The following is a 15,129-nucleotide window of genomic DNA, read 5'->3' on the forward strand; positions in this document are numbered from 1 at the left end:
CGAGAGCTTCCGCAAGATGCTGCTGGCGATGGCGCGCGACGTGCGCGTGATCCTGATCAAGCTCGCCGACCGCCTGCACAACATGCGCACGATGGACGCAGTGCTGCCGGTCAAGCGCAGCCGCATCGCGCGCGAGACGATCGAGATCTACGCGCCCATCGCCCACCGCCTGGGCCTGAACGAGACCTACCGCGAGCTCCAGGAGCTGTCCTTCCAGCACCTGAAGCCCTGGCGCCACGCGGCGCTGAGCAAGGCCCTGGTGCGGGCCCGCGGCACGCGGCGCGACATCGTCGAGCGCGTGCAGCGCGATGTCGAGAAGTCCTTCAAGGAGGCCAAGCTGCCGGTGCAGATCTCGGGCCGCGAGAAGACGCTGTACTCGATCTATCACAAGATGGACGACAAGCACCTGAGCTTCGCCCAAGTCAGCGACATCTTCGGCTTCCGCATCGTCGTTCGCACGCTGCCCGAGTGCTACCTCGCGCTGGGCGTGCTGCACCAGCTGTACAAGCCGGTGCCGGGGCGCTTCAAGGACTACATCGCGATCCCCAAGGCCAACGGCTACCAGTCGCTGCACACCACGCTGGTCAGCCCGCTGGGCACGTCGGTCGAGTTCCAGATCCGCACCGAGCCCATGCACCTGGTGGCCGAGAAGGGCATCGCCGCGCACTGGCTGTACAAGGCCCACGGCAGCACCGACGCGCAGCACCTGGGCGCCTTGTGGCTGCAGTCGCTGCTGGACATCCAGGACGAGACGCGCGACTCGACCGAGTTCCTCGAGCACGTGAAGATCGACCTCTTCCCCGACTCGGTCTACGTCTTCACGCCGCAGAGCAAGATCCTGGCGCTGCCCAAGGGCGCGACGCCGGTCGACTTTGCCTATGCGATCCACAGCGACGTCGGCGACCACTGCATCGGCGCCAAGATCAACGGCGAGGCCGCCCCGCTGCGCACGCCGCTGGGCAGCGGCGACACGGTCGAGATCGTCACCGCGCCCAGCGCGCGGCCCAACCCGGCGTGGCTGAACTTCGTGCGCACCGGACGCGCGCGCTCGCGCATCCGCCACTACCTCAAGAACATGGAGGCCGAGGAGTCGCTCTCGCTCGGCGAGAAGCTGCTGGCCCAGGCGATCCGTGCCGAAGGCCTGGCCCTGCCGCCCGGCGACGAGACCTCGGCCGACACCGACGGCGCGGTCTGGCAGGCGCTGCTGCGCTGGAGCGGCACCAAGAAGCGCGACGAGCTGATGGTCGAGATCGGCCTGGGCAAGAAGATCCCCAGCATCGTCGCCAAGCGGCTGGCCGCGCTGCTGGCCGAGCGCGGCGCGCGGCCCGACGCGCTGACGCTGACCATGGGCCGCTTCGCCGCCGCCGACGACGGCCTGCCCTCGCACGGCACCGTGGTCATCGACGGCAGCGAGGGCGCGACCGTGCAGCTGGCCGACTGCTGCCGCCCGGTGCCGGGCGATGCGATCGTCGGCTACCTCGGGCGCGGCGAGGGCCTGATGGTGCACACCGCCGAGTGCAGCACCGCGCAGCGCCTGTTCGGCCGCGACAGCGAGCCCTGGATCACCGTCGAATGGTCCGAGACGCCGCAGCGCAGCTTCGAGACCGCGGTCACCGTGCTGGTCAACAACGGCAAGGGCGTGCTGGCCCAGGTGGCGGCCGCGGTGAGCGGCGCCGAGGCCGACATCGTCCACATCGACATGGCCGACGAGCGCGCCAGCGAGACCACCGAGCTGCGCCTGCTGCTGGCCGTGCGCGACCGCCAGCACCTGGCCGACACGCTGCGCGCGTTGCGCCGCGCGCCGCCCGTGCTCAAGGTCGCCCGAGTCAAGCCCTGAGCTCGACGGCAGCGTGCAGGTCCTCGAAGGCATCAAGGTCGTCGAGCTCGGCCAGCTGATCGCCGGGCCCTTCGCGGCCAAGACCCTGGCCGACTTCGGCGCACGGGTCGTCAAGATCGAGCCGCCCAAGGGCGGCGACCCGCTGCGCACCTGGCGCAAGCTGAAGGACGGCACGTCGGTGTGGTGGGACGCGCAGTCGCGCAACAAGGAGTCGGTCGCGCTCGACCTGCGCCGCCCCGAGGCCCAGGCCGCCGTGCGCGAACTGCTGCGCGACGCCGATGTGCTGGTCGAGAACTTCCGTCCCGGCACGCTGGAGTCCTGGGGGCTGGGCTGGGAGGCGCTGCACGCGCTGAACCCGCGGCTGGTGATGCTGCGGCTGTCGGGCTTCGGCCAGACCGGCCCGCGCGCCGGCGAGCCGGGTTTCGCGGCGGTGGCCGAGGCCTACGCCGGGCTGCGTCACCTGAACGGCGAACCCGGCCGGCCGCCGGTGCGCGCCGGCGTCTCGCTGGGCGACACCATCGCCGGCCTGACCGGCGCCTACGGCGTGCTGCTGGCGCTGTACCAGCGCGACGCGCGCGGCGGCGAGGGCCAGATGATCGACCTGGCGCTCTACGAGGCGATGTTCAACCTGACCGAGAGCCTTGCCCCGGAGTACGACGCCTTCGGCGACGTGCGCGAGCCGGCCGGCGGCGCGCTGCCCGGCATCGCGCCGTCGAACGCCTATGCCTGCGCCGACGGCCGCTTCGTGCTGATCTCCGGCAACGGCGACAGCATCTTCCGGCGGCTGATGCTGGCGATCGGCCGTGCCGATCTCGCCGACGATCCCGGCCTGGCGCGCAACGACGGCCGCGCCGCGCGCGCGACCGGGCTCGACGCCGCGATCGGCGCCTGGACCGCGCAACGCGGCATCGACGACGTGCTGGCCGCGATGGCCGCGGCCGAGGTACCGGCGAGCCGCATCTACACCATCGCCGACCTGGCGCAGGAAGCGCACTACGCCGCGCGCGGCAACCTCGAGCGCATCCCCGCGCTGGCCGGCGGCACGATCGCGGTGCCGGGCATCGTGCCGCGGCTGTCGGCCACGCCCGGTGCGGTGCATCGGCGCGCGCCGCGCATCGGCGAGCACAGCGACGCGGTGCTGCGCGAGATCGGGCTCAGCGACGATCAGATCGCGGCCCTGCGCGAGCGCGGCATCGTGAACTGAACCAACGACAAGAACACCCACGGAGACACCATGACCCCGATCCGCCGACTCGCCGCCACGCTCGCCTCATCCCTCGCCGGCCTCGCGCTGTCGACCACCGCGCTGGCCCAGGGCTACCCGACCAAACCCATCACCTTCATCGTGCCCAACCCGCCGGGCGGCGTGGTCGACACCTCGGCGCGCCTGGTCGGCGACCCGCTGGGCAAGGCGCTGCCCTTCCCGGTGGTCATCGACAACCGCGGCGGCGCCAGCGGCAACGTCGCCTACGGCCACGTCGCGCGCGCCGCACCGGACGGCTACACGCTGCTGATCTCGTACTCGGCCTATCACACCGGCAACCCTTCGCTGAGCGCGAAGCTGCCCTGGGACCAGAAGGACTTCGTGCCGGTCGCGCTGTTGACGGTCGCGACCAACGTGATCGCGATGCACCCCTCGGTGCCGGCCAACAACCTGGCCGAGTTCATCGCCTACGCGAAGAAGAACCCGGGCAAGCTGAACTACGCCTCGCAAGGCAAGGGCTCGCTGGCGCACATCGGCACCGAGATGTTCAAGCAGCAGACCGGCACCCACATCGTCCACCTGCCCTACTCCGGCTCGGGCGCGGCGATCAAGGACGTGCTGGCCGGCGAGGTGCATCTCTTCATCACCACGCCGCCGTCGGTGATGGGCCACGTGCAGGCCGGCAAGCTCAAGGCCCTGGCGATCGCCAGCGGCAAGCGCTACGACCAGATGCCGACGGTGCCCACCAGCGCCGAGGCCGGCCTGCCCGGCTTCGAGCTCGAGGCCTGGGTCGGGCTGTTCGCACCCAGGGGCACGCCGCAGGACGTGGTCGACAAGCTCAGCGGCGAGATCAGGAAGGTGCTCGAGTCGCCCGAGTCCCGCCAGCGCGCCGCCACCGCCGGCGTCGAGATCCGCTACCTGCCGCCGGCCCAGCTGGCCGACCTGGTGAAGCGCGACACCGAGTACTGGGCCAAGGTGATCCGCACCGCGGGCATCACCGCCGACTGAGCCTGCGGCCGGGCGGCCTGCGGGTCCGGCCGCCCTCAACCCGGCGGCCGGGAGGCCGATAAGCCGGAGATGCCGAGTCCTCTGAGCCCCCTGCTGCGGGCCGCCTCGTCCCTGCTGGGGCGGCGGCGGGACGCCGAACGCCCGGCCACCGCGCCCCACGACGCGCGGCGCGACCGGGTCACGGGGCTGCTGAGCCGCGCGGAGTTCGACCTCTCGCTCGACGACGCCGCACTGGACGCCGACCGCAAGGGGCAGCGCTTCTGCGTGCTCTACGTGGACATCGACAACTTCCGGCTCGTCAACGACGCCTGCGGCCACGAAGCCGGCGACCGGCTGCTGGCCGAGGTCGCGCGGGACCTGCCGGCGAGCGCCGGCCCCAGGGCCGTGGCGGGCCGCATCGCCGCCGACGAGTTCGCGCTGATCGTGCCCGGCGACCTGCCCGCCGGCCACGCAGCCGCCGCCTCGATCGCCGCGAGCCTCGGGCGCCCGCACAGCGTCGAGGGACGCGAGATGCGCCTGACCTGCTCGATCGGCATCGCCGCCTATCCGACGCACGGTTCGCGGCCCCGGCTGCTGAGCCACGCCTCGCTGGCGATGCGCAGCGTCAAGCTGGCCGGCGGCGCCGCGCACGCCGAATACAGCGTCCAGATGGGCACCGACCTGCGCGAGCAGGCCGACCTGGTCCACGACCTGCGGGCCGCCCTGGAGCGCCAGCAGTTCGAGCTCTACTTCCAGCCCAAGGTCGACGCCCGCAGCCTGCAGATCACCGCCGCCGAGGCGCTGCTGCGCTGGCACCACCCGCAGCGCGGCATGGTGAGCCCGGCGGTCTTCATCCCGGTGGCCGAGCGCTACGGCCTGATCGGCCCGATCGGCAACTGGGTCATCGAGGCCGCCTGTCGCCAGGCCGCGGCGTGGCGCCAGCAGGGGCTGCGCATGCGCGTCGCGGTCAACCTGTCGGGCTACCAGATGCGGCAGGACGACTTCGCCGAGCGCATCGAGCAGGCCCTCAGGCGCCACGGCATCCCGCCCGCGCGCTTCACCTGCGAGATCACCGAATCGGTCGCGATGGAGGACACGCGCGCCACGCAGCAGGCCTTCGAGCACCTGCGGCGCGTCGGCGTGCACGTCTCGATCGACGACTTCGGGACCGGCCATTCCAGCCTCGCCTCGCTGCGCCGCCTGCCGGCCGCCGAGCTGAAGATCGACCGCGCCTTCGTGTCCGACCTGGCCACCAGCGCCGATGCCCGCGCGATCGCGCGCGCCATCGTGCAGATGGCGCACTCGCTGGAACTGCACGTGGTGGCCGAGGGCGTCGAGACCGAGGCCCAGCGCGACGTGCTGGTCGAGATGGGCTGCGACGAACTGCAGGGCTACCTGTTCGCCAAGCCGATGACGGCCCAGGCGCTGGCGCTGTGGGCCGACGACGACGGCCCGGCCCATGACGGCGTCTTCAGGCCCTCGCTGTTCGAGGAGACCAAGCCGGCCGAACTGCCCGCCGGGCGCTGACGCCGGCGCACGCGCCGCGCCTCAACGCGCGCCCGACGCCGCCGGCGCGACCGCCGACTTCACCTTGTCGGCGCCGCGCTCGACCACCTCGCCGGTCTTCTCGGCACCCTTCTGCACGGCCTTGCCGGCCTTGTTCAGGGCGCGGCCGGTGGCCTGCGCACCGCGCTGCACGCCGCGCTCGATGGCGGCACCGGTCTTCTGGGCACCGCGCTTCACCGCCTGCCCGGTGCGGGCCGCGGTCGACGCGGCCGCACCGGCCGGCGCCGGCGCGTCGTGCGCCTGCACGACGGGCCAGGCCAGGCCCAGCAGCAAGGGGAGGATGGTGACGGGAAGGCGGTTCATCGGCAGGTATCGGTCCGTCCCACGACTGTAGCGCCGCCGGTCCACCGAAACCGGGCAAGATCGGCGCCGAGGAGCCCCTCCAGGCTCCGCAAGGCGCCGCTCGTGCCGGACCCCGACGTCCCGCTGACGCAATGGCTGGTCCTCGCTGCGCAAGGCGAGCGCGGTGCGCTCGATCGCGTGTTCGCGCTGCTCTACCCCGAACTGCGCCGCATCGCCCACGGCCGGCTGCGCACGCAGCGCGACGACGCGCTGCTCGACACCACCAGCCTGGTCCACGAGACCTTCCTGCGGCTGGTCGACGCCGCGCAGCTGGTGCTCAACGACCGCAAGCACTTCTTCGCCTACGCCGCCAAGACGATGCGCCACATCATCGTGGACTTCGCGCGCGAGCAGCTGGCCGAGCGCCGCGGCGGCGGCGTCGCGCCGCTGGCGCTGGACACGGCGCTGGGCGAGCGCCTCGGCGGACCGTCCGGCGAGACCACGCTGGTGCGCATCAACGACGCGCTGCTGGCGCTGGAGGCGGTCGATGCCGGGCTGGCGCGCGTCGTCGAGATGCGCTATTTCGCCGGCTACAGCGAGACCGAGATCGCCGAACTGCTGGGCAGCTCGGAGCGCACGGTGCGGCGCCAGTGGGACAAGGCCCGCAGCTTCCTGCTCGCCTCGCTGCAGGAGTGACGCGCGGCTGGCCGGTTCTGGCGCTCGTTTGCGTACGTGGATCAGAGATTCATGGACATCACCGCCACGCACTGGCCCCGCCTGTCGGCCCTGCTCGACGAGGCCTTCGACCTCGACGCCGGCGCGCGCGCGGCCTGGCTGGCCCGGCAGGCGCGCACCCACCCGGACCTGGCGCCCGCGCTGCACCGCCTGCTTGCCGCGCACGCGACGAGCGAGACGACCGACCTGCTGGCCCGCCTGCCGACGCTCGATGGCCATCCGCCGGCGCCGGCCGATCACGACACGCTGCGGCCGGGCGCGCGCATCGGTCCGTACCGCCTGCTGCGCGAGCTGGGCAGCGGCGGCATGGCCGACGTCTGGCTGGCCGAGCGCGCCGACGGCGCGTTCTCGCGCGACGTCGCCCTCAAGCTGCCGCGACTCAGTCGCCTGCGCCGCGACCTCGCGCTGCGCTTCGTGCGCGAGCGCGACATCCTGGCGCGGCTGGAGCACCCGCACATCGCGCGGCTCTACGACGCCGGCGTCGACGGCGACGGTCTGCCCTGGCTGGCGATGGAGTTCGTCGACGGCCAGGCGATCGGTGCGCACTGCGACCGCCTGCGCCTGGACCTGCGCGCGCGGCTGGCACTGTTCGCGCAGGTGCTGGAGGCGGTGCAGTACGCGCATGCGCACCTGGTGATCCACCGCGACCTGAAGCCATCCAACATCCTGGTCAGCGCCGACGGCCGGGTGCGCCTGCTCGACTTCGGCATCGCCAAGCTGCTGGCCGACGACGAGCAGGCGCACGAGACCCAGCTCACCGAACTGTCGGGCCGCGCGCTGACGCCCGACTACGCGAGCCCCGAGCAGATCCAGGGCCGGCCACTGACGATCGCCAGCGACATCTACTCGCTGGGCGTCGTGCTGTTCGAGCTGCTGGCCGGCCGTCGGCCCTACCGCCTGAAGCTCGACTCGGTGGCCCAGCTCGAGCAGGCCATCGTCTCGGTCGACCCGCCGCGGCCGAGCAGCGTCGTCGACGCCGCCGCCGCCGAGGCGCGCCGCAGCAGCGCGCCCCGCCTGGCACGCGCGCTCGCCGGCGACCTGGACACCGTGGTGCTGAAGGCGCTGGCCCGGTCGCCGACCGGGCGCTACGCGACGATCGCCGCGTTCGCGCAGGACCTCGAGCGCCATCTGGCCGGCGAGCCGGTCCTTGCGCGGGCGCCGTCGTGGATCGATCGCGCCCGGCGCTTCGGCGTTCGCCACCGGCTCGCCGTCACGGCAGCGGCGACGGTGACAGTGGCGCTGCTCGCGGCCGCGACCGTCTCGCTGCGGCAGGCGCAGCACGCGCGCGAGCAGGCCGCGCGTGCCGAGGAGGTCAAGCAGTTCGTCGTCGACATCTTCCGCGGCGCCGACCCCGGCGCCGGCAGCGACCGGCGCACCACCGGCGTCGAGCTGCTGCGGCAGGCGCGCCGGCGGCTCGACGCCGCGCCGTTGCGCGACGAGGCCGTGCGCGTCGAGCTGCTGACGACGATCGGCTCGGGGCTGTCGGGTCTCGGCGAGACGGCCCTGGCCGAGACGGTGCTGGCCGAGGCCGCTCAGCGCGCGGCCGCGCTGGACGACGGGCATCCGGTCGCGGCGACCGCGCGCGCGCAGTACGGCCAGGTGCTGCTGGAGTCGCGCGAGCCGGGCCGGGCCGCGCCGCTGCTCGAAACCGCCGAACGCGTATTCCGCCAGCGCGACGACCGCGCACGGCTGTCCGAGGTGTTGCGAGGACGCGCCGTGCTGCGCTCGCACGAAGGCCGGCTGCAGGACGCCATCGCCCTGGCCCGCGAGGCAGTGCAGGTCGCCGACGGACAGCGCGCGCCGGTCGACCTGCGGGTGCAGGTCGACGCCTGCTACATCCTCGCGGCGCTGCTGCAGACGGCGCAGCAGCCCGGCGCGCTCGACGCGGCGGCGCGTGCCCATGCGCTGGCGCAGCAGCTGTTCGGCGACCGCCCCACCGCACTCGGCCTGACGATCCGCAGCAAGCACGCGATGCTGCGCGCCCAGGGCGACGAGGTCGCAGCCGCGGTGGCCGAGTTCGTCGAGATCACGCGCCTGCACGTCGAGATGCTCGGACCCGATCACCCGGTCGTCGCCGACGATCTGAAGAACCTGGGCGTGCTGCAGCGCCGCCTCGGCGATCCGCGGGGCGCGATCGCCAGCTTCCGGGAGGAACTGCGCATCCGCCAGCTCACGGCGGCCGAGGGTCGCTCGGTCGCCGTCGCGGTGGCGCGCACCAGCCTGTCCGGCGCGCTGTTGCTCGGCGGGTCCTACGAAGAGGCGCTGGCCGAGGTGCGCGAGGCGATGCGCGTCTACGTCGCGCTGTTCGATGCGGACCATGCCGATGCGCGTGCCGCCCGCGCGGCCGAAGGCCTGGTGCTGGCCCGCCTGGGCCGCCTCGACGAGGCCGAGGCCGCCTTCGCCGCGGTGCTGGCGCGGCCCCACGGCAGTCCGGTCGAGGCCGCGATGGTGCGCGGGCGGCTCGCCATCCTGCGCACCGCGCAGGGTCGCCACGCCGAGGCCGCCGATCTGCTGGAACAGGCCGCCGCCTTCTACACCGGCGCGCCCTGGGCGCGCGCGCGACTGCAGGCCGAGCGGGCGCGCGCGCTGCTGCTGTCCGGGCAGCCGGCCGAGGCGCTGCAGATCCTGCAGGCCTCGCGCGCGGTGCTGGCGCGCATCCAGGTCGCCGCCTCGCCCGACCTGGCCGAGATCGATCTCGATGTCGCGCGTGCCCAGCTCGCGCTGGGTCGGCCGGTCGAGGCGGCGGTTGCCGCCGCGGCCGCGGCGACGACCTGGAGCGGCTTCGACGGGCGCCGTCGCGATGCCGGCACCGCCGGCCTGTGGCTGGCCCGGGCGCTGGCCGCTTCCGGCCGGCACGCCGACGCGGCAGCGGCCGCACGCCGCGCCGAAGCGGCGCTCGCCGGCAGCAGCCGACCGGCCGACCGCGAGCTGCTGCGGGAGACGCGGCGGCTCCTGGCAGCCGCCTCTCCCTAGAAGCGATCGTCCGCGCTGGCCGGTTCGGCACCGGCGCCCCGTTCGTCCACCTGCCAGCCGGTGATCGGCTGCGCATCCCTCGACGAACCGGAGCCCAAGATGAAGCACCTGTCCCACGCCGCGATCGCGGCCTGCCTGCTGTCGAACACCGCCTGCGGTGGCGGTGACCATCTCCTGCCCCCCGCGGAAACCACGGCGGCGCCCGCGACCGTCCGGCTGCGCGGCTGCGTCGTGGCCGGCTGGCTGACGCCGCGCGCCGGCGTGCCCGTGTCGGCCCGCACGACCGATGGTCGACTGCTCGATCGCAGCAGCAGCGACCGCGACGGCATCTTCACCTTGCGCCTGCCGGCGCGGCAGACCATCGCGCTCGGCCTCGACACCGGGGGCGGCGAGCCGCTGCTCATGACCGTCGGCAGCAGCGACGGCTGGGTCGGTGGCTGCCTGCGCGAGAGCGGGCCGGTCCACGACTACCAGGGATGAGGCGATGACGGACCTCAGCTGGATCGGGCCGGCCTTCGCGCTGGCCAACAGCCTGCGGGCACTGTCCTTCGTGCCGCAGATCCTGGCGGTCGCGCGCAGCACCGACGGCGCACGCGACATCGCGCTGGTGACCTGGAGCATCTGGACCGCGACCAACCTGCTGGGCGTCGCCTACGGTGCCGTGGTGGCGGCCGACGGCCTGCTGGCGCTGTCGTTCGCAGCCTCGGCGCTGGCCTGCGGCCTGACGATCGCGCTGACGGTGGTCAAGCGCCTGCGCTTCGGCGCGCTCAGCCCGAGGCCGGCTCCGGATAGCGCACCGACACGACCTCCAGCAGTTGCGGCCCGGCCGGCGTCTGCAGCGTCACCTCGTCGCCTTCGCGCGCCTTCAGCAGCGCGCGCGCGACCGGCGACACCCAGCTGACCTCGCCCTGCAGGTTGTCGGCCTCGTCGATGCCCTTGATCGTGATCGTGCGCTCCGTGCCGTCGGTCGTGGCGTAGGTGACCGTGGCGCCGAAGAAGATCTGGTCGTTGCCGTGGTGCAGGCTGGGGTCGGCGACCTCGGCGATCTCGAGCCGCTTGGTCAGGAAGCGGATGCGGCGGTCGATCTCGCGCAGGCGCTTCTTGCCGTAGAGGTAGTCGCCGTTCTCCGAGCGGTCGCCGTTCTTCGCGGCCCAGGACACGATCTCGACGACCTTGGGGCGCTCGTCGTCGATCAACCCCAGCAGCTCGGCGCGCAACCGCGCGTAGCCGGCCGGCGTGATGTAGTTCTTGCCGCCGGCGGGCAGCGGCGGCAGGCCGGTGTCCTCGTCGCCGTCGTCGACATCGCCGTCGCTCTCCTTGGTGAAAGCCTTGTTCATGATTGCCATTTTGGCGCCCGGTGGCCGCGTTACAGTCGCGCCCGTGCTGACCGTGCGCCATCGCCTGCCCTGGATCGCCCGCCTCGCCCTCGTGGCGACGCTGGCGCTCGCGCTGCTGCCGACGCTGTCGCGCGCGATGGCCGCCGGCGATGCCAGCGGGCCCTGGGCCGAGATCTGCTCGAGCACCGGCGTCAAGCCGCTGACCGACCCGACGCCGACCCAGGCCGCCGGCCACCTCGACCACTGCCCGCTCTGCACGCTGCAGGACGCGCTGCCGGGCCTGCCGGTGGTCGAGCACGCGGTGCAGTTTCCATCGGTCGAGGCCACGCCGACCTGGCGCCCGGTCCGTGTCGCGGCACCGGTCTCCGGGACCTGGCTCCGCGCCCAGCCGCGAGGTCCGCCCGCGCACGCCTGAAGACCCGCCCACGGCCCGCTCGCGCTTCGTCGCGACGACCGTGACCGCAGCGCGCGCCCGCCCGGCGCCGCCTCTTCAGGATCCGCCATGTCCGAGATCGACACCCCCGGTGCGCCCGCCTCGCGCGCCGGATCCGCCTTGCAGCGGGTGTTCTGGCGACTGCACTTCTGGGCCGGTCTGCTGACCGCGCCGCTGGTGCTGTTCGCCGCGTTCACCGGCCTGCTCTACGTCTTCACGCCGCAGATCGAGGCGAGGCTGCACGCCGGTGTCGACCGCGTGCCGGCCGGCACGAGCATCGCACAGCTCGACGCTCAGGTCGCCGCCGCGCGTGCCGCGCAGCCCGGTTGGTCGGTGCGCAGCGTGCTCGTCACGCCCACGCCCGGCGCCACCACCCAGGTGCTGCTGGCCCCGCCCGCCGGTCCCGGTGCGCATGCCGGCCACGCAGGCGGCCACGACCCCGGCCTGCCGCGCGGCCGCATCGTCTACGTCGATCCGGCCACGGCGCGCGTCGTCGGCAGCCTCGCCGAGATGGAGCGCTTCGGCACCTGGGCCAAGAAGCTGCACTCGAGTGCCCTGCAGGGCCAGGCCTGGCGCTGGCCGATCGAGCTGGCGGCGAGCTGGATGCTGCTGATGCTGGCCACCGGCGTCGCGATGTGGTGGGCGCGCCGGCCGCTCGCGGGCGGCAGCGGCCGCGCGCGCTGGCGCCGCTGGCACGCCCGGGTCGGCATCGTGGCGGGCGGGCTGCTGGCGGTGGTGTTGCTGACCGGGCTCACGTGGTCGGGCCAGGCAGGCGAGCGCTTCCGCGCTGCGCAGCGCGCGCTCGACCAGTCCAGCCCGCAGCCGCCGCGCGACTTGCGCTCGGCAGCACGTGGCGACACCGATCCGCTGGCCATGCAGGCCATCCTGGAGCGCGCCCGCGCCGAACTGCCGTCCGATCTGCCGCTGCTGCTGGCGCCGCCGCGCCCACCCGACGGCGTGTGGCGCATCGACGTGCAGGCCGGCAGCCGCCCCACCGCTCGCGCGACGCTGGCGCTCGACGCCGGCGACGGCCGCGTGCTCTACCGCAGCGGCTGGGACGAGCTGCCGCTGCTGGCACGCGCCACGGCGATCGGCATCCCCCTGCATCGCGGCGAATTCGGCGGGTGGAACCAGGCGCTGCTGGTCGTCGTCGCGCTGGCGGCCATCTTCTCGGTGGTGTCCGGCGTCTCGATGTGGTGGCTGCGGCGGCCGGCCGGCCGCTGGGGCGCACCGCCGGTCGGCGCTGCCCAATGGCGCTCGGTACCCGTGGGACTGTGGGCGCTGGCCGCCTTGCTGGCCTGGGCCCTGCCGGTCTTCGGCGTCAGCGTGCTGGTCTTTGCCGCCCTCGAACTGATCGTGGCCGCTTCGCGGCGGCTGCGCCTTCCTCCTCCTGCCGCGGCTTGAGCCGGGTGCTCGCCGCGGCATCATCAAGAAAGACATCGACATGAACCCCACGACTCCCCTGCGGCCGACGCGACTCGCGGCCGCCCTGCTCCCGCTGCTGTCCGGCGTCGCCGGCGCCCAGGAGACCTCGCCCCCGCTGTGGGTCGCCACCCACGACGAGCGCGTGCTCGAGCGCGTCACCGTCACCGGCTCGCGACCCAGCACGCTGCCGCTGGAGATCCCGACCACCACCGAAGGCGTGAGCGCGCAGAAGATCGAGCGCGGCGTCAACGCGACCGATTCGTCCGACGCGCTGAAGTACCTGCCCAGCCTCAACGTGCGCAAGCGCCACATCGGCGACTACGACCACGCGGTGCTCGCGACGCGCGCCTCGGGCACCGGCAACAGCGCGCGCTCGCTGGTCTATGCCGACGGCATCCTGCTGTCCAACCTGCTGGGCAACGGCGCCGAGTTCACGCCGCGCTGGGGCCTGGTCGCGCCCGAGGAGATCGAGCGCGTCGACGTGCTCTACGGCCCGTTCTCGGCCGCCTATCCGGGCAACTCGGCCGGCGCCATCGTCGACTACGTGACGCGCATGCCCGACCGCCTGGAGGCCCACGTCAAGCTGCAGGGCTTCACGCAGGACTACAAGCTCTACCGCACCGACGACCGCTACTCGGGCAGCAACGCGATGGCCACGCTGGGCAGCCGCAGCGGCGCCTTCGCGTGGTGGCTCAGCCTCAACCGCCTGCACAGCGACGGCCAGCCGCTGGTCATCGCGCGCCAGGCCGTGCCGGCGGCCACCAGCGGTGCGGGCACGCCGGTGAGCGGCGCGGTCCCGGGTCGCGATCACTTCGGCAACCCGGTGATGAACCTCGGCTCGACCGCGCAGACCGACACGCGCCAGGACCTGGCGCGCATCAAGCTCGCCTGGGACCTGAGCCCGACGCTGCGCGCCAGCTACTCGCTCGCGCGCTGGGGCAACGACACCGAGCGCCGCGTCGAGAGCTTCCTGCGCGACGCCGCCGGCAACCCGGTCTACAGCGGCACGGTCAACATCGACGGCCGCGCCTACACGCTGCCGGCCGCCTTCTTCGCGCCCAGCCGCGGCGACTTCGAGCACCTTGCCCACGGCCTCACGCTCAAGAGCCACACGCGCGGCACGTGGGACTGGCAGCTCGCCGCGAGCCTGTACGACTACGCGCGCGACCAGGTGCGCACGCCGACGGTCGCGCCGCCGGGGTCCTTCGACGGTGGTGCCGGCCGCATCGTCGACCAGGCCGGCACCGGCTGGAACACGCTGGCCGCCAAGGGCATCTGGCGCCCCGAGGGATCGGACGGCGCGCACGTGGCCGAGTTCGGCCTGCAGCGCGACGCCTTCCAGCTGCGCCGGCTCGAGTCGACCACCAGCGACTGGCGCGGCGGCACGCCCACGGCGACCGCGGCGGCCTTCCGCGGCGACACCCAGCTCACCAGCCTGTGGGCCCAGGACGCCTGGCGCTTCGCGCCGGCCTGGCGCAGCGTGCTGGGCCTGCGCGTCGAGCGCTGGCAGGCCGACAACGGCCAGCGCGTGGTGGGCGCGGCCCGCCTGGACTACCCCGAGCGCCGCGAAACCCACGTCTCGCCGAAGGCCGCGCTCGCCTGGCAGGCCAGCGAGGACTGGACGCTGAAGGCCTCGATCGGCCGTACGGTGCGCCTGCCCACGGTGAGCGAGCTCTACCAGGGCGGCATCAACACCACCACTGGCCAGGCGACGCTGAACGACCCGAATCTCAAGCCGGAGAAGTCGCACACCACCGAGCTGACCGCCGAGCGCGAACTGGCCGACGGCCTGCTGCGCACGACGCTGTTCCACGAGCTGACGCAGGACGCGCTCTACAGCCAGCTCAACGCCACCACCAACACCACCTTCGTGCAGAACGTCGACCGCGTCCGCACCACGGGGCTGGAGATCGCCTTCGACCAGCGCAACGTCGGCCTGCGCGGCCTGGACCTGAACGCCAGCCTGACCTGGGCCGACTCGACGATCACCCGCAACGCGGCCAACCCGGCCTACGTCGGCAAGCGCCAGCCGCGCGTGCCCGAGTGGCGCGCCAGCGTGTGGGCGCTGTATGCCTTCGACGACCGCTGGTCCGGCAGCCTGGGCGCGCGCTACAGCGGCACGCAGTACGGCCAGCTCGACAACAGCGACGTCAACGGCTTCGCCTACCAGGGCTTCAGCCGCTACTTCGTGGTCGACGCGCGGCTGCAGTTCCGCATCGACCGGCAGTGGCAGCTGAGCCTGGGCGTCGACAACCTCGGCAACGAGAAGTACTGGGCCTTCCATCCCTACCCCCAACGGACTTTCCACGCCGAGCTGCGCTTCGACCTGTGAGGCGGCGGCTCACAATGT

The 15,129-nt window shown here is 73.4% G+C and carries 12 protein-coding genes; 10 read left to right on the forward strand and 2 right to left on the reverse strand.

The features are described 5' to 3' along the window. From QZV97_RS08520 to QZV97_RS08535, 4 genes are all read left to right on the forward strand, one after another. Window positions 1-1,837, forward strand: a 1,837-nt coding sequence (locus QZV97_RS08520; protein ID WP_295641156.1) for a bifunctional (p)ppGpp synthetase/guanosine-3',5'-bis(diphosphate) 3'-pyrophosphohydrolase, incomplete at its 5' end; no start/stop codon positions are given. A 13-nt stretch (window positions 1,838-1,850) separates the two neighbouring features. Continuing rightward, entirely contained in the window at window positions 1,851-3,041 is a 1,191-nt protein-coding gene (locus QZV97_RS08525; RefSeq protein ID WP_295641159.1) for a CaiB/BaiF CoA-transferase family protein, read from the forward strand. 30 nt (window positions 3,042-3,071) lie between these two features. Further along, entirely contained in the window at window positions 3,072-4,049 is a 978-nt protein-coding gene (locus QZV97_RS08530) for a tripartite tricarboxylate transporter substrate binding protein (protein WP_295641161.1), read from the forward strand. A 69-nt stretch (window positions 4,050-4,118) separates the two neighbouring features. Then, window positions 4,119-5,555, forward strand: a complete 1,437-nt coding sequence (locus tag QZV97_RS08535) for a bifunctional diguanylate cyclase/phosphodiesterase (RefSeq protein WP_295641163.1) — start codon at window positions 4,119-4,121, stop codon at window positions 5,553-5,555. A gap of 21 nt (window positions 5,556-5,576) precedes the next feature. Here the strand turns inward: QZV97_RS08535 and QZV97_RS08540 are convergent, their stop codons facing one another. After that, window positions 5,577-5,897, reverse strand: a complete 321-nt coding sequence (locus QZV97_RS08540) for a hypothetical protein (RefSeq protein ID WP_295641165.1) — start codon at window positions 5,895-5,897, stop codon at window positions 5,577-5,579. Between the two features lie 102 nt (window positions 5,898-5,999). Here QZV97_RS08540 and QZV97_RS08545 point away from each other — a divergent pair, with 102 nt between their 5' ends. The 3 genes from QZV97_RS08545 (at window position 6,000) to QZV97_RS08555 (ending at window position 10,064) form a co-directional block, all read left to right on the forward strand. Next, window positions 6,000-6,572 carry an ECF-type sigma factor gene (locus QZV97_RS08545; protein ID WP_295641167.1) on the forward strand — a complete coding sequence of 191 codons (573 nt, stop codon included), beginning with the start codon at window positions 6,000-6,002 and terminating at the stop codon, window positions 6,570-6,572. A 51-nt stretch (window positions 6,573-6,623) separates the two neighbouring features. Further along, entirely contained in the window at window positions 6,624-9,584 is a 2,961-nt protein-coding gene (locus QZV97_RS08550; protein ID WP_295641169.1) for a serine/threonine-protein kinase, read from the forward strand. A gap of 99 nt (window positions 9,585-9,683) precedes the next feature. Further along, the gene (locus QZV97_RS08555) at window positions 9,684-10,064 is read left to right on the forward strand and encodes a hypothetical protein (RefSeq protein ID WP_295641171.1); all 381 of its coding nucleotides are present in this window, start codon (window positions 9,684-9,686) and stop codon (window positions 10,062-10,064) included. 287 nt (window positions 10,065-10,351) lie between these two features. Here QZV97_RS08555 and greB read toward each other — a convergent pair whose 3' ends face one another. Further along, window positions 10,352-10,921, reverse strand: coding sequence for a transcription elongation factor GreB (gene greB / locus QZV97_RS08560; protein ID WP_295641174.1), 570 nt, complete (start codon window positions 10,919-10,921; stop codon window positions 10,352-10,354). Window positions 10,922-10,964: 43 nt separating this feature from the next. On the opposite strand from greB, the gene QZV97_RS08565 reads away from it, so the two are divergent. From QZV97_RS08565 to QZV97_RS08575, 3 genes are all read left to right on the forward strand, one after another. Continuing rightward, window positions 10,965-11,336, forward strand: a complete 372-nt coding sequence (locus tag QZV97_RS08565) for a DUF2946 family protein (RefSeq protein ID WP_295641176.1) — start codon at window positions 10,965-10,967, stop codon at window positions 11,334-11,336. A gap of 87 nt (window positions 11,337-11,423) precedes the next feature. Continuing rightward, the gene (locus QZV97_RS08570; RefSeq protein WP_295641178.1) at window positions 11,424-12,758 is read left to right on the forward strand and encodes a PepSY domain-containing protein; all 1,335 of its coding nucleotides are present in this window, start codon (window positions 11,424-11,426) and stop codon (window positions 12,756-12,758) included. Window positions 12,759-12,798: 40 nt separating this feature from the next. Further along, window positions 12,799-15,111 (forward strand): TonB-dependent receptor, encoded by a 2,313-nt coding sequence (locus tag QZV97_RS08575; RefSeq protein ID WP_295641180.1) that lies wholly within the window; start codon window positions 12,799-12,801, stop codon window positions 15,109-15,111. Window positions 15,112-15,129 lie beyond the last annotated feature (18 nt).

Origin of the sequence: uncultured Methylibium sp. (assembly GCF_902826655.1) — a bacterium.
Lineage (GTDB): Bacteria > Pseudomonadota > Gammaproteobacteria > Burkholderiales > Burkholderiaceae_C > Methylibium.